The 22,743-nt window shown below is 36.7% G+C and carries 18 protein-coding genes and 1 tRNA gene; 7 read left to right on the top strand and 12 right to left on the bottom strand.

What is annotated here, in order from left to right; translation table 11 throughout:
- Positions 1 to 99 precede the first annotated feature (99 nt).
- The 6 genes from D0T49_RS10150 to D0T49_RS10125 all read left to right on the top strand — a co-directional run bounded on the left by D0T49_RS10150 (position 100) and on the right by D0T49_RS10125 (position 9,653).
- Entirely contained in the window at positions 100 to 1,488 is a 1,389-nt protein-coding gene (locus D0T49_RS10150; RefSeq protein ID WP_163631021.1) for a DUF4270 domain-containing protein, read from the top strand.
- Between the two features lie 889 nt (positions 1,489 to 2,377).
- Positions 2,378 to 3,379, top strand: coding sequence for a radical SAM protein (locus tag D0T49_RS10145; protein ID WP_163631019.1), 1,002 nt, complete (start codon positions 2,378 to 2,380; stop codon positions 3,377 to 3,379).
- Between the two features lie 1,033 nt (positions 3,380 to 4,412).
- On the top strand, positions 4,413 to 6,203 hold the full coding sequence (locus D0T49_RS10140; RefSeq protein WP_370519665.1) for an aminopeptidase P family protein: 1,791 nt from the start codon (positions 4,413 to 4,415) through the stop codon (positions 6,201 to 6,203).
- 39 nt (positions 6,204 to 6,242) lie between these two features.
- Positions 6,243 to 7,133: an NADPH-dependent 7-cyano-7-deazaguanine reductase QueF gene (locus D0T49_RS10135; protein ID WP_163631014.1), complete on the top strand. Its 891-nt coding sequence runs from the start codon at positions 6,243 to 6,245 to the stop codon at positions 7,131 to 7,133.
- A gap of 69 nt (positions 7,134 to 7,202) precedes the next feature.
- Positions 7,203 to 7,284, top strand: a tRNA-Leu gene (locus tag D0T49_RS10130).
- 659 nt (positions 7,285 to 7,943) lie between these two features.
- Positions 7,944 to 9,653, top strand: coding sequence for an alpha/beta hydrolase (locus tag D0T49_RS10125; protein WP_163631012.1), 1,710 nt, complete (start codon positions 7,944 to 7,946; stop codon positions 9,651 to 9,653).
- Here the strand turns inward: D0T49_RS10125 and D0T49_RS10120 are convergent.
- The 12 genes from D0T49_RS10120 to D0T49_RS10065 form a co-directional block, all read right to left on the bottom strand.
- Complete coding sequence (locus tag D0T49_RS10120; RefSeq protein WP_163631010.1) at positions 9,650 to 10,225, bottom strand: MarC family protein; 576 nt, start codon at positions 10,223 to 10,225, stop codon at positions 9,650 to 9,652. The two genes, D0T49_RS10125 and D0T49_RS10120, sit on opposite strands and share 4 nt — an antisense overlap.
- Positions 10,226 to 10,306: 81 nt before the next feature.
- Entirely contained in the window at positions 10,307 to 11,059 is a 753-nt protein-coding gene (locus D0T49_RS10115; RefSeq protein WP_163631008.1) for a glycosyltransferase family 2 protein, read from the bottom strand.
- 5 nt (positions 11,060 to 11,064) lie between these two features.
- Complete coding sequence (locus D0T49_RS10110; RefSeq protein ID WP_163631006.1) at positions 11,065 to 12,525, bottom strand: radical SAM protein; 1,461 nt, start codon at positions 12,523 to 12,525, stop codon at positions 11,065 to 11,067.
- A 33-nt stretch (positions 12,526 to 12,558) separates the two neighbouring features.
- Positions 12,559 to 13,665, bottom strand: coding sequence for a UDP-galactopyranose mutase (gene glf, locus D0T49_RS10105; protein ID WP_163631004.1), 1,107 nt, complete (start codon positions 13,663 to 13,665; stop codon positions 12,559 to 12,561).
- 8 nt (positions 13,666 to 13,673) lie between these two features.
- On the bottom strand, positions 13,674 to 14,432 hold the full coding sequence (locus D0T49_RS10100) for a glycosyltransferase family 2 protein (RefSeq protein ID WP_163631002.1): 759 nt from the start codon (positions 14,430 to 14,432) through the stop codon (positions 13,674 to 13,676).
- Positions 14,417 to 15,154, bottom strand: coding sequence for a glycosyltransferase family 2 protein (locus D0T49_RS10095; protein ID WP_163631000.1), 738 nt, complete (start codon positions 15,152 to 15,154; stop codon positions 14,417 to 14,419). Before D0T49_RS10095 ends, D0T49_RS10100 begins: the two co-directional genes overlap by 16 nt.
- Positions 15,155 to 15,157: 3 nt before the next feature.
- A complete protein-coding gene (locus tag D0T49_RS10090) occupies positions 15,158 to 16,015 on the bottom strand; it encodes a glycosyltransferase (protein WP_163630998.1) in 858 nt (285 codons plus the stop codon).
- An 83-nt stretch (positions 16,016 to 16,098) separates the two neighbouring features.
- Positions 16,099 to 17,175 (bottom strand): glycosyltransferase family 1 protein, encoded by a 1,077-nt coding sequence (locus D0T49_RS10085; protein ID WP_163630996.1) that lies wholly within the window; start codon positions 17,173 to 17,175, stop codon positions 16,099 to 16,101.
- A 5-nt stretch (positions 17,176 to 17,180) separates the two neighbouring features.
- Complete coding sequence (locus D0T49_RS10080) at positions 17,181 to 18,383, bottom strand: EpsG family protein (protein WP_163630994.1); 1,203 nt, start codon at positions 18,381 to 18,383, stop codon at positions 17,181 to 17,183.
- Entirely contained in the window at positions 18,367 to 19,293 is a 927-nt protein-coding gene (locus D0T49_RS10075; RefSeq protein WP_163630992.1) for a glycosyltransferase family 2 protein, read from the bottom strand. Before D0T49_RS10075 ends, D0T49_RS10080 begins: the two co-directional genes overlap by 17 nt.
- Before the next feature lie 75 nt (positions 19,294 to 19,368).
- Entirely contained in the window at positions 19,369 to 20,616 is a 1,248-nt protein-coding gene (locus D0T49_RS10070; protein ID WP_163630990.1) for a flippase, read from the bottom strand.
- Positions 20,609 to 20,899, bottom strand: a complete 291-nt coding sequence (locus D0T49_RS10065; protein WP_163630988.1) for a thiamine-binding protein — start codon at positions 20,897 to 20,899, stop codon at positions 20,609 to 20,611. Before D0T49_RS10065 ends, D0T49_RS10070 begins: the two co-directional genes overlap by 8 nt.
- Positions 20,900 to 21,127: 228 nt before the next feature.
- Between D0T49_RS10065 and D0T49_RS10060 the strand changes: the two genes are divergently transcribed.
- Entirely contained in the window at positions 21,128 to 22,576 is a 1,449-nt protein-coding gene (locus D0T49_RS10060; RefSeq protein ID WP_163630986.1) for a tryptophanase, read from the top strand.
- The last annotated feature ends 167 nt before the right edge of the window (positions 22,577 to 22,743 follow it).

Raw genomic sequence — 22,743 nt, 5'->3', positions numbered from 1 at the left:
ATAAAATCTTAAAATTATCTTTTATACATATACCGTTTTTGTAAATATATGCGTAACTATGTGCCCTGAAAAATTGATAGATTATACTATATATATAATATGAAATTATCTCACTTCTCCATCTTGTTCCTGTTGGTACTACTTCCATTTGTTTCGTGTAAAGATGATGTGACTGACATGGGGACAGCTATTCAGCCCGAAGGTGACAAAATAATAATAAAAACTGATACATTTTACGTTTCTACAGAAAACCTGTTTGTAGAGAAGATGTACAACCGTCCTGACTCTTTTCTGATAGGGACTTTTTATGATTCGCGCTATGGCTCTACACATGCTGATATCCTAACCCAATTCGACGCTCCTTTTGATGTGGACGAAAATCCGAATGTTTTCCGCTTTCCCGAAGGTGCAGTGGCTGACTCGGCTTACATCACTTTATCGTATCAGAGCTGGTTTGGAAACAAAGATGCAAGTATGGAGATTAGTGCTTACGAGATGACGAAGTCGACATTTGAATATGATAAATTTTATCCAAGCGATATAAAGCCCGAAGATTATGTTGATTTTGCTAACCCCATATTAGGGCGCAATGTGTTTGCAGCCAGCGACTCGGCTACGATAGGGATAAAATTATCGGATGATTTTACAAGAGACATATTTGAAATAGTTAAGACTTATGAAAGTCACGAGGACTTTCTTGACAAGTTTAAAGGTGTATATATTACCTCTAATTTTGGACACGAAACGATGATTTATGTGCGGGAAGGCTCAATGAACTTATACCTTCGTTACCGCTATGATGCAAAAGTTAACGGTAATGACACAACGTTTTATAACACAATCCTTATGCCTGCCAATAGCAGTGTGACACAGGTCAACCGTTTTCAGCATCCGGATACTACCGAGATAAAAAATCATCTTTCGCAACATCCCGAGATACATTATATCTCGTCGCCGGCCAATATGTATGCTCAGGTAAACATTCCTATACGCCGGATTGTAGAAAGTATGCAACAGTCGGTAGGATATAACAAAAACTTGATTGTGAACAGCGCAAAACTTAGGGTGGAGGCTGTGGAGGCTAAGAATACTGGATCAGACCTGCCGCTTCCCGTTCCTGCCAATATGCTGCTGATGGCAAAAGAAGAAGTTGATAAATTTTTCACAGAAAATTCTCTTCCGCCCGACACTGCCGGTATTGTATATAGTGCATATTCATCAACGGATTCGTGCTATGTATTTGATATTGCAAAATACATTACTTACGACCTGAAAGATGATGATGGAAAAATAAACATTCCTGACGAAGATGCCGAACTCGAAATGGTGTTGGTGCCTGTAAGGGTTACCTTGTCAACAAATTCATCTTCGGGCACAACAAGCGTAAGTGCAATAAAACAGCAGGTGCTGATGAATGGGGTAACCATCCGCAGTGGAAAAGACCCAAACAGGCCAATGAAAATAAATATGCTGTATAGCGGGTTTTAATCTGCTACATCATTAAAAAGATATAAAAGTCCCATTCAATAAAAAAGAGAATGGGACTTTTTTATTGAAAACATTATCTTTGCAAAAGAAAGTAGCATGTGTTTTAAAAAGTATGCCGATGTATTGTTTTTTATCAATAGGTTATCCTGACAATGAAACCCTATTTTCAGAAATAAACCTTAGTAACTTCAATGTTTCGTAAAACTAAACCTTATTAGCTTATTGAATAACAGAGAAGAAATAAGGTAATAAGGTTGGGGTTACTGCTCTCTGTCACTATTACTAAGGTTTAATGCAAAAAAATAAGGTCTTTACATTGATAGCTAAGTGTTTATTACAGCATGCTTTTTTAAAACACATGCAGGAAGCAATATTTTTAATAGGTTGTCTAAATTTGTTTAGTTTAAATGTTTCGGTGCTCTGCACCTTCAATATAATTGCATTTGTTTGCTACAAATATTATCGGTGCTACGCACCTGAAAGAGCAATAAGCGACAGAGTTGCGTTATAGTTGTAGCTGAATATCTTAATTGCTTCAAAAGGTGCAGAGCACCGTTATTTGGGCTTTTATTTTAAATTTAGACAAGCTCTAAATATTTACTACAAATTCACTTATATTATTTAGCTCACATAGGACTACTATAAGTTAGCAGTTAGCAGTTAGTAGCTACAAGTATAAAATATCTGTAGAGACGAAAAATATTTCGCCTGATAAAATAAAAAGAGAGCAAAGGATAAATCCGCTAAATGGGAATAATAATTAAACATTAATAATTAATAATTAACACCGTGTCTTGGTATCTCCGTGTTTGAAAACAAAAGCCCTATGTGTGAACTAACTAAACTTATGTGGCACAAAATAAAAACTAATTAAGACGATGTGCTTAAGATGAATAAAGTTTATTATTTGCTGAAGTTGAACCGCTATATTCAGAGCAGACGACTCAAAAATCTGGGAATATATTTTCTCCATATATTCGGCAAAAGATATGTTGGGATTTTTCTCGATCCGGTTTTAGCCTGTAACCTGCGTTGTAAAATGTGCTATTTTAGCGACGAGGAGAAAAGAAAAACATTAAAAGGCAAGTTCAGTATCGAACAATTGCAAACTATAGCCGGTGCTTTTTTTCACAGGGCTCTGAAAGTGCAAATTGGCTGTGGAGCCGAGCCGTCGCTTTTTAAATACAACAGAGAACTGATACTTCTCGCTAAATCGAAGAAGGTACCCTATATATCCATGACTACAAATGGGGTGCTTTTTACCGAAGAAGACCTGTGGAGCTTTGTCGAAGCAGGGCTTAATGAGATTACCCTTTCGCTTCACGGGGTAACGAAAGAAACGTATGAGTATTTTATGACAGGAGCATCGTACGAGGCTTTTTGTAATGTATTGAATATATTGAGCGAGATAAAAAAGAAATATCCTGATTTTAAAATACGAATAAACTATACGATAAACAAGGATAACTTACAAGAATTAAGTAGTTTCTTTGATGTGTTTGGAAAGTATAGTTTCGATATAATCCAAATGAGGCCGATTGTAGAAATGGGTAATTCGGAATACAATAATTTTTCGTGGACTGAAATTTATGAGGATTACGACAGGGTTATACAGTTGGTAAAACAATCGTGTGCCGAACGGGATATTGTGTGTTTGGCACCCGACCGTAACGACCTGATAAAGGAGACAAACGACCAAATCTCGGTAGCAGAACAAACCTATATCAATATCTCGCCCCGTGGTATATGGGAGAGTGATTTTGATATTGAAAAAGATACATTTGAATCTTACTCGAAAAGGGTGGGGCTGGGTAAAAAGTATTTCAGAAAAGTATTTGAAAAGAAGGAAGAAAGCAAGAATAAACGTAACTTGAATTATAATATACAATAATCGAAACTGTTTAAACTTATTTGATTCAAGATATTGCGGTGCTCTGCACCTAAATATATGCATATTTAGCGTAAATCTATGACTTGTAGTTGTATATTTTGCAGTTTTAAACTGCATGCGTTTTCGGCACAAGTTACGCTACACTAAACTTGCGCCAGTGATGTGTAAATCAAAAGCTCCGTAGGAGCATAAGTTTGGTAATATGTGGATTATCAAATTGTCTGGCGTACCTACGGCACGCCTGCTTATATTTAAAGATATTGTTTTACCAAACTTTCACTCCTAACGGAGTGTATATGTTTGGACTTTATTACACATCATTGGCGCAACTTGTGCTCCGCTACCGCGCGAATCTTTTGCGTGGTAAGGTGGTTGCTCGTGAGAGCAAATTGCTTTTGACATAACAGCTTTTCGGATATATCTTAAAATGAATGTCTGTTTTAGCACCTAAATTCTTTTTCTTCGCCCGACCGACCTTGTCCGGTGAGCCGAAAAATAAGAGCAGTCGGCGTTAAAAAATCTTCCCTGTTTGAGCGACGTGAGGAGCGAGTTTGGAAGATTTTAGCCGACAAACGCTAATTTTTCGTNAGCGAGTTTGGAAGATTTTAGCCGGCAAACGCTAATTTTTCGTGCGAAGCGGGCAGAGTCTTGATTTTTTTGCTTCGTTTTTGCATCAAGGCAAAAATGAAGTGGGGTTACAGGGGCAAAGCCCCTTAAAAAAACATCATTGGCACAAGCATAGCAGAGCGTAACTTATGCCTTCGCTACCGCGCGAATCTTTCGCGTGGTAGGATAGAAGATGGTCTTAAAAGCCACACGAAAGATTCGTGCGGCAGCGGGAGCAGCAGGAGTAATGTAAAATAAGGTACTTGATAAAAACCTTATTTTCTGCCAACAACCTTAGTAACTGATATAGTTTGACAATAATAACCTTATTACCTTATTTTGTTCGGTAATTAGCTTCTCCAAACCTATCAGATAATGAGACTCGTAACTAAATACTTGTAACTACATATAAACTATAAAATAAAATATTATGAAACAAATACCAGAGAGGCTATCGGCATTGCACGATGTAATGAAAAAGAATAGTATCGCAGCATACATTATTCCCGGAACAGACCCGCATGCAAGCGAATATATTGCTGACTATTGGAAAGAACGTGAGTGGATTTCAGGGTTTACCGGTTCGGCAGGAACGGTGGCTCTTACATTGACTAAAGCCGGACTTTGGACTGATTCACGTTATTTTTTGCAGGGGGCAGAACAGCTGAAAGGTACTGGTATTGAACTGATGAAACAGGGGCTTCCCGAAACTTTGGAGATTATTCCGTGGCTGTCGGTGGAGCTAAAGGCAGGGGATAAGGTAGGGGTCAACCCTCAAATGTTTTCGGCCAACGCATACAGCTCGATGAAAGCCGAACTGGGTATGAGTGGTATTGAATTAGTTTCAATCGACCTGATAGATATGGTTTGGAACGGCCGTCCTGCTTTACCATCAAATCCGTTTTTTGTGTTTGATACCAAATATAATGGCAAATCGGCAAAGGAAAAATTAAATACACTCCGCGCCGAATTGAAAAAAGCGCATGCCAATGTGTTTGTCATGTCGGCACTTGATGATATTGCATGGCTTTTTAATATTCGTGGAAACGATGTAAGTTTCAATCCCGTAGTGATAGCTTATGCGTTGGTAAGCGACGAAAAGGCTACTTTGTTTATTGAGCCGGAAAAAATACCTGCCGAAGGAAAAGAATATCTGAAGGCTCAGGGAGTAGAAACTGCTTCTTATCTTGATATATATGAATATATCAACGAAATTCCAAGTTCTAAAGCTGTGCTTATCGACGGAGCTAAGTTAAACCGGTCACTGTTCGAGGCAATACCTCAAGGATGTGTTGTGCGCAACACTATGTCGCCGGTATTCAAACTTAAAAGCATTAAAAACGAGACAGAAATAAAGGGAGTTCGTAATGCAATGGTGAAGGATGGCGTAGCGCTCACAAGATTCTTTAAATGGCTCGAAGAAAATGTAAAGAAAGGGGAATTGTCGGAAATGTCGATTTCGAATAAGTTACGTGATTTCCGTGCCGAACAAGAGTTGTTTGTAGGAGAAAGTTTTGACACTATAGCAGGATATGCGGCTCATGGTGCAATTGTGCATTACAGGGCAACGCCGGAGTCGAATTTTGTGATAAAAGAAGAAAACCTTTTGCTGTTGGATTCGGGAGGGCAGTTCTTTGACGGAACAACAGATATTACCCGTACAGTGGCAATGGGAACACCTACCATACAGCAAATAATTGATTTTACATTAGTGCTTAAAGGACATATCAACCTTGCTACTGCTATTTTTCCTGTAGGTACGCGTGGTTCTCAACTGGATATTCTGGCACGCAAAGCAATGTGGGATTTAGGTGTAAATTATGGGCATGGTACAGGACACGGTATCGGGCACTTCCTGAATGTACACGAAGGGCCTCAAAGCATCCGTATGGACGAAAATTCAACCACTCTACAGTTGGGAATGATTACATCGAACGAGCCCGGCTTGTATCGTGCAAACGAATATGGTATCCGTATCGAAAACCTGATATTGGTGGTGCCTGCTGAGAAAACAGAATTCGGACAGTTCCTTAAGTTTGAAACGTTAACATTGTTCCCTATCGACCAGCAACTGATTGATATAGAGATGCTTGGTGAAAAAGAAATAGAGTGGTTAAATGGTTATCATTCAATGGTTTACGATAGTTTGTCGCCTGCGCTTAGCGAAGAGGAAAGAGACTGGCTAGCAAAAAAATGTGCTCCTATAAAAATAGGATAATATTGTTTTTTATGTAGACCTTTTGTAACATATTGGAAAATGAATTTTGATATAAACGATACTTTATTAGGAAAGCAGGCATCAAATCCTGAGAGATACGATGCCTCTCTTCTTTTTCGTATTCCCCGCTCCGAAAACAGGGAGAAATACGGCATATCGGAGTTCTCTCTCCCTTTTGTAGGTGTAGATGTTTGGAACTGTTATGAGTTTTCTTTTCTGACTAAAAATGGCTTTCCTGTTTCTCGAATCATCAAACTTATATACCCTGCTGACAGCCCTTATCTGGTAGAGTCGAAATCGCTTAAGCTATACCTCAATTCCTTCAATATGGAGCGGTTTGAAGCAGGTATTTCTGAATCAGAAGAACGAGTAAAAGGAATAATAAAAGCGGATTTGGAACGGCTCTTGGAAACGTCAATAGAATTAGCTTTTTTCGACAGAGAGAGTGAAGAAGATATAGCTTTCCCCGAATTTGAGGATATTCGAAACTTCATACCCGAAGAAGAATTGGAAAATGTCATTTTCAGTCATTTTGAAGAATCACCTGAATTACTGCAAAGTACAAAGACAAATCAACCTCGGGAATATAAATTCCGGACGGACATACTGCGCTCAAATTGTAGAGTAACGAATCAGCCCGACTGGGGTGATTTGTTTGTACATATTATCTCCGGTTGTGATATTGATTTACTTTCGGTTATTAGTTATCTTGTGTCATTTCGTAAGGAGAATCATTTTCACGAGGAAGTTGTAGAAATGATATATAAACGTTTTCAAGATGCGTTTCAGCCAGATAAATTGATGATTGCAGCAATGTACACACGTAGGGGTGGAATTGATATAAACCCATTACGGGTATCGCATAATGACTGGATAGATGAATCATTTCTTAGTTCTGAGAAACGTTTGGCTAAAACATGGCGGCAATAATTATATTTTTTTGTGCAAGAGTATTGTATAATAGAAAAAAGTATTTATCTTTGCACCCGCAAACCACATGCGGCTGTGGCGTAATTGGTAGCCGCGCTAGACTTAGGATCTAGTGCCGAGAGGCGTGGGGGTTCGAGTCCCTTCAGCCGCACTTTATAGATTAAATTATTGATAAACAGTAAGAAACAGTAAGTTTCTTGCTGTTTTTGCTTTTTAATCGGGACAATAACGAGACAAAATTATATTCCATTCATTAAACAAGTCTCTTAATATTTTACCTTTGTATCATAACATCAAAAAACACAGTTATGATAAATCAAGGTTCAAGATTACTTAACTAATCTTGAACCTAAAATTTTAATACTCTCAGCTGTTTACATATAATGCCGAAGGACTTTTCCTGCATTTATCGTTCGATAAGTGCTTTATTCTCTTTTGTTTTTATTAAAGAAAAATATCGTATAACGCTCTCTGACAGTGGGGAGCACAACTATAATTTACGTATGAAAATTCTGAACAATAATTTCATATTGACCAGAATCGACATGCCTTAGAGTAACGTTCTTTTTATAGAAAAATATTATCCAGAACTCAGGTTAATAAGTATTTGTTTAAAAAATGTGAGATATTCATTTGTCTTTTCCTTTTTTTCAGAAGTAGTTGCTATTTTTGTTACATGTTTTAGATATTGAAGTATTACATTGAAATTAGATGTCATATGTTCTCAATTATGAGAAAGTAAGGTTTGTTACTCGCAACTAATTTCATGTAACTACTTAGCTGTAGTGTTTTTTTTTAACTTATCTTTCTATGTTGGAATTAAAGGGCATTTTAGCAGGCAGGAAATCTTGTTTTCTTAACGCATTTCTTATATTCTCGTTGTTAGCTTTATTTGTTTTTACTTCGTGCGGTAAGCGAAAAGTTGATTATGCTGTTTTTCCAGCAAATAGCATATTGAAAGGGCAATTAGCTGACGGGCGTACTTTATATCTTATCCGTGAAGATGGTGCTGTGGATAATATGCCGGGATTTGGATTTATTTACGAAGGTAAGGCAGTGGTTGATACATTCTCGTACAATGCTGATATTTTTGGAAATATTGATTTCATTATTGATAACCGTGTTTATACGGCAGAGGCTTCGGTAAAGAGTTTGTCGCAGCAGTTAATAATATCGGTTAAAAAAAATCCTGATTTAGGCATTAAAAGGGGTAAAATAAAACTCAAATATTCGGACATGCGGGTTGACCACCTCGAATGTAAGCAGCGGTTTAAAGAGCCTGTTTTTGAAAATATAGTTTCGCATTGCGACATTCAGTATGGTAAGGCAATGGGTTATTACACTTCGTATGGAGTAGATACTATCCCGAATAAGGATATGGAGCAGATACGGGGTGTGATAATGGCGGGGCTAAAAAGGGCTACCGGCAGAAGGGTGGAAGTGCCTTTACATCTGGATGTATATGAGCCTGAAAATGATAGTTTGACGAAACGCCCGCTGGTGTTGTTCATACACGGAGGGGCTTTTTTCTTTGGCGATAAGCAGTGTTTGTTGCAGAACGCTTTGACCGATGATTGGGTACGTAGGGGGTATGTTGTTGCTTCTATTAATTATCGGTTGGGAAGTACCATATGGGGTACGGGGGCTATCGAAAAAACAATTTATCGCGGGATGAAAGATACGCGCAGTGCATTGAGGTATTTGATAGACCATGCTGAAGAATTAAGAATTGACCCGGAGCAAATATATTTGAGCGGGAGCAGTGCAGGTGCTATCATAGCCTTGAATACGACATTCATGGATGAAGATGAGATTTTTAAAAGCGTGGACAGAAGAATAGACCGCAGTGATTTAGGGATGTATCATCAGGCCAGCAATTCGGATACGGATAAGTTTAATATCGCGGGGTTGATATCCATGTGGGGCGGGGTAGTAGATGTGGGGATTATTGACGAGCGGGATGTTGATATTCCGGTTCTTTTGTTTCATGGTACGAGTGATGATATAGTGTATTGCGAGTCGGGTTTGCCATTTCAGGATGCTTTGAATAACCATATTTATAATAAAATAGCTGATTCGTGGAAAATTCATGGTTCTGCTTCTATTTACAGCCATATGAGTGAGCATAATATGCCTGTAAAGTATGTTCCTTTCGAAGGCTGCGGACACGAGCCGCAAGTGGACGAGGATGGAGCATATAATGATAATATGACAGTAATTCTGGATGAGTCAAGCGATTTTCTATACTCCTGTGTTTCTGCCCACTCGCTTCCGTATAATATAATAGGAACTGAGAGTGTACCCCAAACAGACTTACCTCCGGTATATTATATCGACAATAGCACTCCATTGAATATACAATGGAAAGTGGAAGGCGGACTGGTTGTTAAGAATAGCGGGAATGCTATAAGTGTTGTTTGGTTCGATTCTTCGGAGCAGAAAAAAATATTGGTATGTGTTACCAACCAATATGGTATCTCATGCCAAAAAGAGTTGTTAGTTGAAGTATTGCCTGATTAGTGTAGCAGCGAACTTAGGTTTTCGGCAAACAGTTTAACAGAGAAAGCTAACAGGATAATCCCAAAGAATTTACGGATAATATAAATACCTCCTTGCCCGAATATTTTTTCGATTTTATCAGTCGATTTAAGTACGATGAAAACGAAGATAATATTTAAAAGAAGTCCTATAATAATATTTTCTACATCGTAGCTTGCTTTCATCGACAGGGATGTGGTAAAGACTCCCGGACCTGCAATCAGCGGAAATGCTAAGGGCACAATAGAGGCACTCCCTTCCGGGCCTTTATTTTTGAATATCTCAATATCGAGGAGCATTTCTATAGCATATATAAAAATGACCAATGCTCCCGCCACCGCAAACGATTCAATATTTACGTTGAACAGATCGAGTATCCAGTTGCCTGCAAATAAAAAAACAACAAGGATAATAAAAGCAACAGTACAAGTCTGAAAAGCATTTATTTTGTCTTTTTCCTTTATTTTCAGTACGATAGGAATTGAGCCTAAAATGTCAATTATAGGAAAAAATACCATGAAGGCACTTGCTATTTGTGTAATGCTGAAATTCATAAAATACCGGATTTGTGTTTTTTTACAAAGATATTGCTTTGTATTGAATTTCTGTATGTTTTTGGTATAAAAATTATTTTGCTAAAAAAATCTCTTATGTTTCCGGTAAAAATAAAATAATGCCAAAGTATGTTTTAATGCCATTTTGGAGAACAATTTCTTATTTGTCATTCGCTGGCATAGGTGGGTGATGGAGTATTGAGGCAAGTAATATATGTGCCATCCGGCGTTTTTTATCCGGATGCAGAAATCTGCGTCTTCGGGGCCATAAAAAATGTGTTCGTCTATAGTTCCCACTTGCTCGTATGCCTCGCGGCGTACAAATTGACATGCACCAATTAGATACACAGGCTCAAATACATTAGAGCGCGTTTCCTCGCTATAAGAGTAACGGTATTCTTTACCTTTCAGAATGTTGGCTACCTTTTCTTTCAATCCCGGATATTTGCGGCCGCTCTCTTGTACATTGCCGTTGCCATCTACCAGCTTAACGCCACACATTCCGGCTTCAGGGTGGTTGTCCATAAATGATTCCATGCCTTCGATAGCTTCTTTGGATACTACGGTGTCATTATCCAGTATGAACAAGTATTTTCCGGTAGCTATTTCCAGTCCCCTGTTGCGTGCAAAGGCAACACCTTTATTCTCGCTCAGCCCTATTGTTTTTATTTCAGGGTATTTAGTATTCAAAAATTCGATAGTGTTGTCTTTCGAGCCATTATCAACTACAATAAGTTCCACATCTTTGCGCTGCATCGTTTCTTCTAACGATGTAAGGCTGGTTTGCAGAACGGGAAGCTGGTTCCATGTAATTATAATAATGGATATATTCATCAGGGCTAACCGAATAATTTGTTTTTCAATACTTTTAGAGCATATGTAAATTCTTTCCAGCTCTTAAACCGTTTCATCTGGCTGAAAATGAAATACGGAGAGAAAAAATACTGTAAGTTGCTACGATATAGTATTTTTTCCATCTCTTTGGCTGATAAATGCGGATAAGACAGGATAGATGTCCGTTGTACGTCGGTGGGAATGTAATCGCCGGTTGGCGTTTCAATCCAGCCATTGTCTTTTGCCATCTGATAAAACTCAGTACCCGGAAAAGGTGACACTATGTTGAACATTATCTGGTCTACTTTCAGTTTTTTAGCTTTGCGCAAGGTGTCTTTCAGCGTTTCTCGTGTTTCGAGTGGGCTTGTGCCTATAAGTATGTTTAATTTTACAGGGACTTTATATTTTTTTAGCAACCGGATGGATTCGTATATTTGCTCACTTGTAATGCCTTTTTTGATGTATTTTAGAATCTCGTCGTTAAACGACTCCACCCCCAAATCCACATACAAACAGCCCGATTCTCCCAATGCTTTAGCTGTGTTCTCGGTAATGGCATCAACTCGTGCCTGACAACCCCATTTGAAGTCGTATTTTTTCAGCAATTCGCATATAGGGAGCGTTCTTTTTTCGTTCCAGATAAATTCATCGTCCATGAACCCGATAGCCTTATAGCCTTGCTCATGAAGCAGTTTTAGTTCTTCTCCTACGCTTTCGACTGAACGGAAAGATATAGGTGGCTTTTTATTATTCTCGTTTCTATACTCTATCTCGCGGGCAAAAGTAAGCGAACTTGGTACGCAATATATACACTTGTATGGACAGTTTCGCGATGTAACCATTGTAGTGTATGGCGTGACTTTGAGTTTTGGGTTACGGTATGTCTTATCCTTGACAAAATGACGTGCAGGGAAAGGCAGGGTGTCCAAATCCTTTATTAGTGCACGTGGCTTGTTATTTACGATCTTACCATCTTTAAGAAAAGAAATCCCCTCGATAGAGCTCCAATCGCTATTGTTGCTTAAGGCATCTGTTAGCTCACCAACCGTTAAATCGGGTTCGCCTCTGACAACAATATCCCACTCGCTTTTCAAGCATTTTTTTGTATAAAAAGTGGCTCCGGGCCCTAAAAACACAACAAAAGTTCCGGGCGAATATTGTCTGATCAACTCTAAAACAAGCAAATCATTCTCCAGTGATAGGTTTACTGTCCATATATAGTAAATGAGGCTTTTGTCTTTTTTCAAGAAGTTTATCAGATCTTCCCGTGTACCTTTGTCGTAAACAAAATCTTTGTATTGAATGTTTTTGTATCCTTTTTCTTCTAATACGGCAGCTACGGTCAATTCATATATGTTAGGTGTTGCATATACCACACGTGTACAACCCGATGTGCGTTCGGCCGGCGGGTTACCGTCAATTGCCGGAGGTATGAGGAATGTAATGTTATTTGATGTAATATCCATTGTTCTTTTATATGCCGGAAGTAAAAAAGTGTCCTATTTGTTCAGGTATTTGTTTGCAGTATCTAATGCAAGCCGGATGACCTTGTCCATATCGTAGTATTTGTAATCGGCAAGCCTGCCTCCGAAAATTACGTTTTTTTCTTTGCCGGCAAGGTCTTTATATTTTTCTGCAAGACTGTCGTTTTTTTCGTTGTTTATAGGGTAGTATGCTTCTTTTGTTTTATCCCACTTCTGTGGGTATTCTTTTGTTATAACAGTTCTTGGCTGGCTGCCGAATTCAAAATGTTTGTGTTCGATAATTCTTGTAAAAGGAGTTTCGGCATCGGTATAGTTGATAACAGCATTCCCCTGAAAATTGTCTGTATCCAACGTTTCAGTTTCAAATTTCAAGCTCCGGTATTCTAAGTTTCCGTAGCAGTAATCAAAATAGGTATCGAGCATCCCTGTATAGACTATCGTTTTGGCCTTGTTTTTTAGTTCGTCCCTATTTGCAAAAAAATCGGTATTCAGTAAAATGTCAGCTCCTTTTAATAGCTTTTCCGTCAGGGGGTTGTATCCTCCTATGGGAATACCCTGATATGTGTCGTTGAAATAATTGTTGTCGAAAGTAAAGCGAAAAGGTAGCCGCTTAATGATAAAAGCAGGAAGGTCTTTTGCATTGCAACCCCATTGCTTTTCGGTATATTCTTTTATCAGTTTTTGGTAAATATCTTTTCCAGCGAGTTTCAGAGCCTGTTCTTCAAGATTTTTCGGGTCAATATCAGCATATTGCCCCTGCTGTTCTTTTATTTTATCTTCGGCTTCTTTAGGAGTCTTTACCTTCCATAGCTGGTAAAAGGTGTTCATGTTGAAAGGCAGATTATAAAGTTCGCCTTTATAATTAGCGATAGGACTGTTTACGAAGTGATTAAACTTAACGAATTGGTTTACAAACTTCCAGACTTCAGCATCTGAGGTGTGAAAGATATGTGCGCCATAGGTATGGATGTTTATATCTTCTACTTTATCGCAGTAAGTGTTTCCTCCCACATGGTTGCGTTTGTCTATAACCAAGCAGGATTTTCCCTGTTGCATAGCTTTATATGCAAAAACAGCCCCAAATAAACCACTTCCGACAATCAAAAAGTCATATTGTTTCATAAAAAACTCTACTTACGATATTTTACAAATCCGTTAATAGCCCAGTTGGCAAGATAGTATAAACTGGGGATTAACCCAAGTTTTTCCCACTTATAGTAAATCTTGAATTGTGGGATAATTACCTTTTTCTTGTTTCGGGAGACTGAGTTTCCTAAAATCCGATACGAAGCTATAATGTTTTGATTGCCATAAGCAATACCTGTTTTTTTCAGAATTTCGAGCCAGTAAAGATGGTCGTCGCGCAGGCTTCTCAGTTCTTCATTAAAGTATATTTTGCCATGTACCGATATATCGTATACTCCGGTAAGGCATGATATGGAACAGGTTTTGAGCAAATCTCTGTAAGTTACTTTTTCGGGTACTATGAAGGGTTTTAAACACTCATTGTTGTTCTCGTCGATACGTTTGTGCGAGCCATAAACCAACAGGGCGTTTTTTTCTTTCATCAGTGTTAGCTGCGATTCCAGAAAAAAAGGTTCCCACACATCATCGGCATCCAGCAATGCTATGTATTGACCTTGTGCTCTACGTATGCCGTTGTTGCGGGCTGAAGCAGAGCCTCCATTTGGTTGCGAAAAGAGTTTTATCCTATTGTCCTTTTTTGTGTACTCTTCTACAATTTTTTCGCTGCTATCTTTCGAGCCATCGTTAATAACTATCATTTCCCAATCGGTGTAAGTTTGAGCCAATACACTTTCGATAGTTTGGGAAACATATTTTTCTCCGTTGTATAGTGGAGTTATTATGGATACTAAGCCTTTTTGCATGAGAATTTGTATCTTAAATAGAAAGAAATAACATGTTTTAGCATGATTATTCTCCCTCTTAGTTTCTGAAATAGAGTTCGGTTGCTTCGGTTTAATAAATTTCCGGAGGAAGTGACAGTATTACTGTGTCTTCGGTATAACAACAATGGCTTGTCGAGAAAAAAAACTTTCCCTGTCATTTCGGCTACTAAGCCAATCCATACGTCGAATCCGATTTCCTTCGACTCGGGGAATGGACACGCATCCTCAAAAACCGTTTTTCTGAAAGCCATGCACGAACCATAATAAGTACTGTATATTATGTTTTTTAAAATTCCTTTCCCTGAATTATAATAACTGAAAAAGGATGGTTTTATTATATTCAGGTTTTCATCGGTAACACTCGAGTTGGTTACAACCAAATCGTATTCTTTTAGTAAAGGTAAAACGATTTCGTATTTATCGGGGAGCCAAACATCATCCTGATCGGATAAAAAAATATATTCTCCTTGTGCTTGGTTTAATGCATTCACAAAGTTTTTGCTAAAACCATGTTCACCTGTGTTATGAAACAGTTTTATTCTTGCGTCGTTTATTCCTTCTATTATCGAAAGGGTATTATCTATCGAACCATCGTCGGAGATGATAACTTCATCTTCGTCTCCAATTTGGGAGAGTATGGATTGAAGCTGTTCTTTGATATATTTCTCTCCGTTGTATGTAGCTAAACAGACTGAAACCATAATTTATCTAAATTTCCAAAGTTGATTAAATGTTAGGAAAGCATATTGCTTTTTTTTAAATAAAAATAACTGTTTAAAGAAACGAAATAAAAGTGATAACTTATACAACAGGACACAATAAAATCCAATTTCGTTAGCAAAACTTATTTCCGATTTTAATATCGATTTATATCTGTCGGCAGTCATATACTCATCGTAATTCAGAAGCGACAAATCATGTTCCATTGTTGTGTTCAAAACATATATTTGCTTTTTTTGTAAATATATTTGATAAAAGTACCAATAGTCCAGCCTGTCAAGAGAGTATTTGGAAGAAAAACCACCAATAGAATCAATAAAACTGACATTGAGCAAGGTACCCGAATTGAATGCTACAATAAATTCTCCGGAATAATATCCGGACTGTGTTATGTCTTGTTGAAACCACCATATATTGCTCTCCGAACGGTTTTTTATAGGAGACAAATGTCTCTTTCCTTTTATCAGTTTAGGAACAATAGCTACAGTGTCGGGCTTTACTGCAGAATATAAAGTGTTTTTCAATTCGGTGAGATAAGTTGTTTCTAAGCAGGTATCTTGATCTAAAAGCAGAATCCATGTTTTTGATAGCTTTTTGGCTAACGAAATACCATAATTGTAAGCGGTAGACAATCCGGAATTGTGTCCGTCGGATACGTATGTCGAATTAATTTTATTGAATGAGGGTGCCGCCTGATTCGAGACAGGGCTATTGTCGTAAATAAGTAAATCTATATTATCTAAATCATCGGAGCTGTTCATCAATTCGTTTAGCGTCCTGATGCTCTTAGATTCGTTAATCTGTGTTTTGTATAATACCACAATGGCTAATACGTCCTTCATTTCAGTTTGTTGTACACTATGGATAAAAGCGGCTGTTGTTATTTGTCACTAATTATGTGTTGCAACACATGCTATAATGACCCTTAAATTAATGATTTGTAAACATCAATGTGTTTTTTGGCAGTGTTTTCCCAAGTGAATAATTTGATTCTTTCGTATCCTTTGCAGATATAAGATTTTTTTAATTCATTATCTTCTAATAATTTGAGTATAGTAGCGGCCATATCTTCTTCGTTATGAGGGTCGAAATAAGCAGCCGCTTCGCCTGCTACTTCAGGAAAGCAACTGGTGTTTGAAATGGCTGTGGCGCATCCATACGACATTGCTTCGAGAATGGGCATCCCAAATCCCTCATAAATAGATGGATATACAAAAAGTTCGGCATGTTTGTATAAATTAGCTAAGGCTTTTTCATTAGCCGAAATGTGTATGACGTCATCGTATAAATTATTAGTTTTCAGAAAATCAACTTCTTCTTTGGTTAGTGGTTCGCTTGTGCAAACAAGCTTGATTGTATCATTGTTTTTTTTTAGTATCGAAAAGGCTGTTACTAACCGGCTGAAGTTCTTGAAACCTTCTCTTCTGCCAACGTATAAAATGTATGGTTGCTCAACAATTCTGTTGCCGATAAGTGCATCGCTTAATGGAGCGTCTACTCCATGATGTATTACTTCTATTTTTTGTGGATTAATATTCCACATTTCCACCAAATCCTTTTTTGTATTGTGACTAACCGCAATGATTTTATTTGCCCTTGCCACCGACTCTTTTTGAATTTTGACAAGATATTCGTTTTTGTTGTAAGTGTCAAAATTCATATCGTGAAAGGTGGTAACCATAGGCTTGTCTTTCAGGTAAGGCAAACAGTATGTTTCAAAATGCGTTTGATGAAAAACATCAAACTCTCCTTTTCTTATTTTCCAGGCAGAATAAGGTTTGTTCAGCTCATTCATAAGTCGCCCTTGTCCTCGAAACCATTTATTCGGAAAGATATGCCTAACTTTTATTAATTTTTTTTCATTTATATATTCGTTATTCGAAAAGACAACTGTAGTGTCCCATTCTTCTCTCGGAATATGAGCTAATAATTCACAAAAATACTTGGAAACACCTCCATATTTTTGGTACGAAAAAATTTGATGGTCGTAAAGAATTTTCATTCGAATTATCTTTTGAAAATTATATCTTTATGCTTGTTATAATTTTTTAGTTTATCGTTATAAGTACTCTTTGTCCAGACTATATTTTCATATTTGTTTAAAATGTTATTATTGCCTATTCCTAATTTCAAGGTACCATATAAAGATAAGATGATAATAAAAATCAGTTTATTCGATATTATTTTTAAAATGGAGAATATCTCCGGATATAATATCCAATATGAATATACGAATAATATTGTGAGCCGGTCGGTCAGGATAGATGCCTCTGCAAAGAAAGAGAAGCATACAAAATAGATGAAAAATGAATTTAAAAATATCACTCCATATTTAGGATTGTTTCTGACTATGCTTTTATAGTTAGCGAAGAATAAAATATAAGAAAAAGTACGTTCAATATAGCCTATTGTAATACCGTAGCTGCTTCCGAAATCGTCATGACTCAAGTAGGCTCCGGCAACTTCCTGAAATTTACCTCCGATTATGTCTGCCATACTTAATACAATCGGGCGGATATACTCAATTTGCAACAGATATACTATATTGCCAGCAATAAATACAATCCAGTATATGGAAATAAAAAACCTTCTGTTGAGTACAAAATACAGTGGTATATATAACAATGCCGTAAAATGAAATGTAAACCCTAATAAATTGATTAACAAATAGGGAAGGAACTTTTTTTGTTCGATAAATTTTATCGAATATATGAATAATAGAATGGCTTTAATGTTTCGTAATAAATTTATCTCAATAATAAGCCCTCCGAATAGTACGAAAAAAATAAAGCCTAATGTATAATATTTTGAATGTTTTTTGAAAATATAGTTTAATAGGACAACATCAATAAGGGTAGAAGTAAACTGCCAAAAAAGATAATCAGGACAAATTGATTTTATAAGTATTGAATAAACTTTAAACCCTACTTCCATCAGTTCATCTGATTGGCTGCTTGCAATTATGGAAAATAAGTCAGCATTCCATAAGGTTGGCAGATTTTCAAAAAAAGGATAATAGTTAATCCAGTCGGTATAAATAAACCCTCGGAGTCCAAAGAAGAATAAAAAACTTATAATGCATAAAATCCGGGCAGAATTTACACTTTTACCCCTGTTTATCAGTTCAAACTCATAAAATAGAACCAATAACAAGAACAAAAAATAAATTATGTATGGAATAGAGTAAGTATAGCTAAATTCGATTCCCATCACATTTTTGTTTTGCTGCTTTAAAAATGTCTAATACCGTTTTCCAATAAATATACTTTTTTTTGTAAAAAAGAAAAAATATAATTATCCTCGAATGAATATGAATAGAATATATTGCATCAGCAATCTTTTTGTATAAAGCAGAATAATGTATTTTATAATAGGTACATCTACTTTCTTCCGACATTTTTATCTGTGTAGTGTTGATAGTTTCTTTTGCAAAACTTTTGCTTTCCAAGTGGATAATTTTCGCATTAGGAACAGAGACTATATTAAAATTAGCTTTTTTTATTCTAAAACACAGATCAGTTTCTTCATAATACATGAAAAATAAAGGCGAAAATATGCCTACTTGGTCAATAACCGACTTTTTTATCATTAAATCGGCTCCGGTAATGTATGCAACCTTTTTTTCTCTATATGTATGATTAAATTCAGAATTTTTCCCCAAGATGATTTTTTCAGGTATCCGGCTTAGTAAATCATTTATTTCCCAATATATTGATGGAAAAATCATTCTATATGAATGTGTCGGTTTTTTGTTCTCATCATACAAATTTCCACCACATGCGCCAATTTGCTCATCCGAATCTAATGTGTCAGAAAGTATTTTAATCGCATTGTTAAGTAAAATGGTATCTGGATTTAAAAACAGAATATTCCTGCCCTGTGCTATTTTTATTCCTTCATTATTAGCACGTCCAAACCCAATGTTAGCAGGTAGAGCAATGTGTTTTATTTTATTTTGAAACTCGTTTTGGAGTATTTCTTTTGAATTGTCGGAAGAGCAATTGTCAACAACAATAACTTCAAAATTGATATCCATTGTCATTTGTATTACGGATTTAATCGCATCTACGATTAAATTTACAGTATTATAATTGACAATAATAATAGAAACGTCTACCATGTATGAATGTTTGTATTATCCGAATTTGATTTTTATACTTCTCTGGTTATTAATACCGGTATAGTAGAAAGTATATTAAGGCTTTCTTTTTACGTACGACACAAAAATACCAATAAAAACAATAACTTCTGTTATCAATAGTGCTATAGATGCTCCTGTCGAATATAATTTGGGTATAAAAACAAATATCATTACAACAGATAATATAGCAGCAATATAATAAGTACGTTGATAGTTCTTTTTATCTTTTTCGTTGCCCAAGGCCAATAAGCCTAATTGACCGAATATGCCTCCTAATGCTACAAACATAGGTATAATTGCCATGATTTTAAAGATTAAATCTATTCCAATATAATCTTTGCCTAAAAAGATCATTAATTTGTCTGAAAAGAAAAAAAGAATGACAGCAACTACAAACATTATCCCTGCTACAATATATGCAATTTTTTTTATAAGCCTTCTTGCATTGTCTGGAGCTTCTTTCGACATAATGCTTATTTTCGGGAAAAAGGCTTGAGAAATAGGTATAAATACTAAATAGCAGCACGAACGGACTATTTTTTCGGCAGCCGTGTATTTTCCCACTTCTTCAGGTGTTGAAAAATAACCTAAAATTATAGCAAATAGAGCAACGTAAACGCTTGAGGCTACACTGGACAAGAAAATAGGATAGGCTGATTTTATTTCATGCAATACCGATTTTCTTTTTGGCCGCTTACATGAATAGATGTACTTATTATAAATCAGAATAAAAATGGTAATAGCCGAGCCTAAAATATAAACAGAAGATTGAATTAAAGCTGCAGCATGGTAATCGTCAGGCTTGTTAACAAAAAGAAAAGTCAGTGGGAGAATCAGTATCTTGGATATAATGTTTACAATGGAGATAATTCTGATTTTACCAATACCTTGAAAAAACCACACGAAGGAAAAAGTGTTTGCAACCACCATAAGAAAAAAGATTAGCAAAGTAGATTGATATATCTTAAATTGGGGGATTGCAAAGGCGACGATTAAAAGAAAAATAAAACTTATTATTAATAACCCTATTTTAGCTATTAATATCGACCAAAATATCTCTTGAAGCTTTTCCGGATTGTTTTTGTGTATGGCAATCTGCTTTGTTCCACTAAAATTAAATCCAAAATCAACAATAAGCATTAGGTATTGAGTGATAGATACCGAAAATCCGATATATCCAAATTTTTCAGCACCTAACGTTACCATCAGATACGGAAAAACAACAAGCGGCATTACATAGTTTATCCCCTGTAATGCAACCAAATATATAACATCTTTTATCTCACGAGTATTACTACTCATATTTTTTCATCTTGTCTTCGATACTAACATCTTTAGAGGAGCTTTGAATCTTTATATAAGCCATTAAGCTATCGGCTCCGGCGTTGTAGCAGGCCTCTTGTGCTTGCTTGGCAACTCGCATAACGTCATCGTAATTTCCTTCGATAACAGTCTCGAAAGGAGTGACCTTGTATTTAAGGCCCGAGTCGGCTATCACTTTTATAGCTTCGTCTACAAGCGAGTAGGGGTGTTTGGTTGATGAGGTTGGAAGTATTTGTAATGCTATATTGACCGTATGATTCATAATTAAGTATTTTTATTTTGTAACTAAAATATAGATGTGCAAAAGTAAGGAAAAAAAGGAGAATATATTATTGTCTTTTTTAAAAGTTTTAAAGGAGCATTTTTCTCTCAACATACTTCGTTTACTCAAAAAATAATTATCTTTGCATCCATTCTGATGTGTTTTTGTAAGACATTGGTATATTTATTCAGATAAATTGTAAAAATTATATTCATTTTATATTGAACCATGCAAGAAATTAAATTTTATAACGGAGAGAATATCCCTTTAGAGCTTCATAAAGTTCGTGTGGTACAGAAATTACACTTAGTCCCTATCGAACGCCGTTTAGAAGCATTGTATGAAGGGGGATTTAACACTTTTCGTTTAAGCACGAAAGATGTCTTTTTGGACATGTTAACTGATAGTGGAACTAATGCTATGAGCGACAATCAGATGGCTGCAATGATGCAGGCTGACGATGCTTATGCCGGTTCGCAAAGTTTTGTGCGTTTGCAAAAAGCGGTAGAAGATGTTTTAGGAAAAAAATACCTTCTTCCTGCTCACCAAGGACGCGCTGCCGAAAATATTATTACCAATGCTTATGTACGCAAGGGTAGCCTGATTCCGATGAACTATCACTTTACCACTACTATGGCTCACATTACGCAGTATGGTGGTAAAATAGTAGAGTTGCTTTACGACGAAGCTTATAAACTAAATTCAGACCATCCTTTCAAAGGAAACATGAATATAGAGAAGCTGGAAGAAGTTATAAAGGTACATGGTGCCAAAAATATTCCATTTATCCGTATGGAGGCTTCTACCAACCTGATAGGCGGACAACCTTTCTCTATACAGAATTTGCGTGATGTTCGTGCTATTGCCGATAAATATGGAATCCGTTTGGTTTTAGATGCCAGCTTATTGGGCGAAAATGCTTATTTGGTGCTGAAACGTGAAAAAGAATTCCAGAATTCTTCTTTAGGCGAAATTATCAAAACAATGACCGATACGGCCGATATTGTTTATTTCTCGGCACGTAAACTAAGTTCTTCACGCGGAGGTGGTATCTGTACTAACGATATTACAATCTATCGTGACTTGGAGGCATTGGTGCCTTTGTTCGAAGGATTTTTAACTTATGGCGGAATTTCAGTTCGCGAGATTGAAGCTATGGCTGTAGGTTTGTACGAAACTTTGGATGAAACGGTTATTTGCCAAAGCCCCAGCTTTATCGAATACCTTGTAAACGCGTTGGATAAAAATGGTGTGCCGGTAGTAAAACCGGCAGGAGTGTTGGGAGCACACGTTAATGCAATGGAAATTTGCTCGCATATTCCGCAAAGTCAATACCCTGCAGGAGCTTTAGCGGCGGCTCTGTTCCTTATTTCGGGAGTTCGCGGTATGGAGCGTGGTTCAGTTTCGAACCAACGTGATGAGTATGGAAACGAAACTTATGCCGATATGGAATTGGTGCGTTTAGCTATTCCGCGAAGGGTGTTTACATTATCGCAAATCAAGTATGTGGAAGACCGTATGACTTGGTTGTATAATAACAGGGAACTTATTGGAGGCTTACGCTTTGTTTACGAGCCACCGGTATTGCGTTTCTTCATGGGAGGTTTGGAACCTGTTAACGATTGGCCCGAAAAATTGATGGCAAAATTCAAAGAAGATTTTGGTGAAAGTTTATAAAATCCCCAAAAAACGGTAGATTACAGCAATCTATCGTTTTTTTATATGACAACATTTTTGTTTTCAATAGAATTTATCTCAGTACATGACAAAAAATGTCGAATGTATCTTCAATCTGTTATAGGTACTCTTTTGACCTTGTCCGGTGAGCCGAAAAATAAGAGCAG

Origin of the sequence: Paludibacter sp. 221 (assembly GCF_010501035.1) — a bacterium.
Taxonomy (GTDB): Bacteria; Bacteroidota; Bacteroidia; order Bacteroidales; family Paludibacteraceae; genus QVMH01.
Note: the sequence above shows the minus strand (reverse complement) of the source record. Positions and strands in the feature narration are given on the sequence as shown.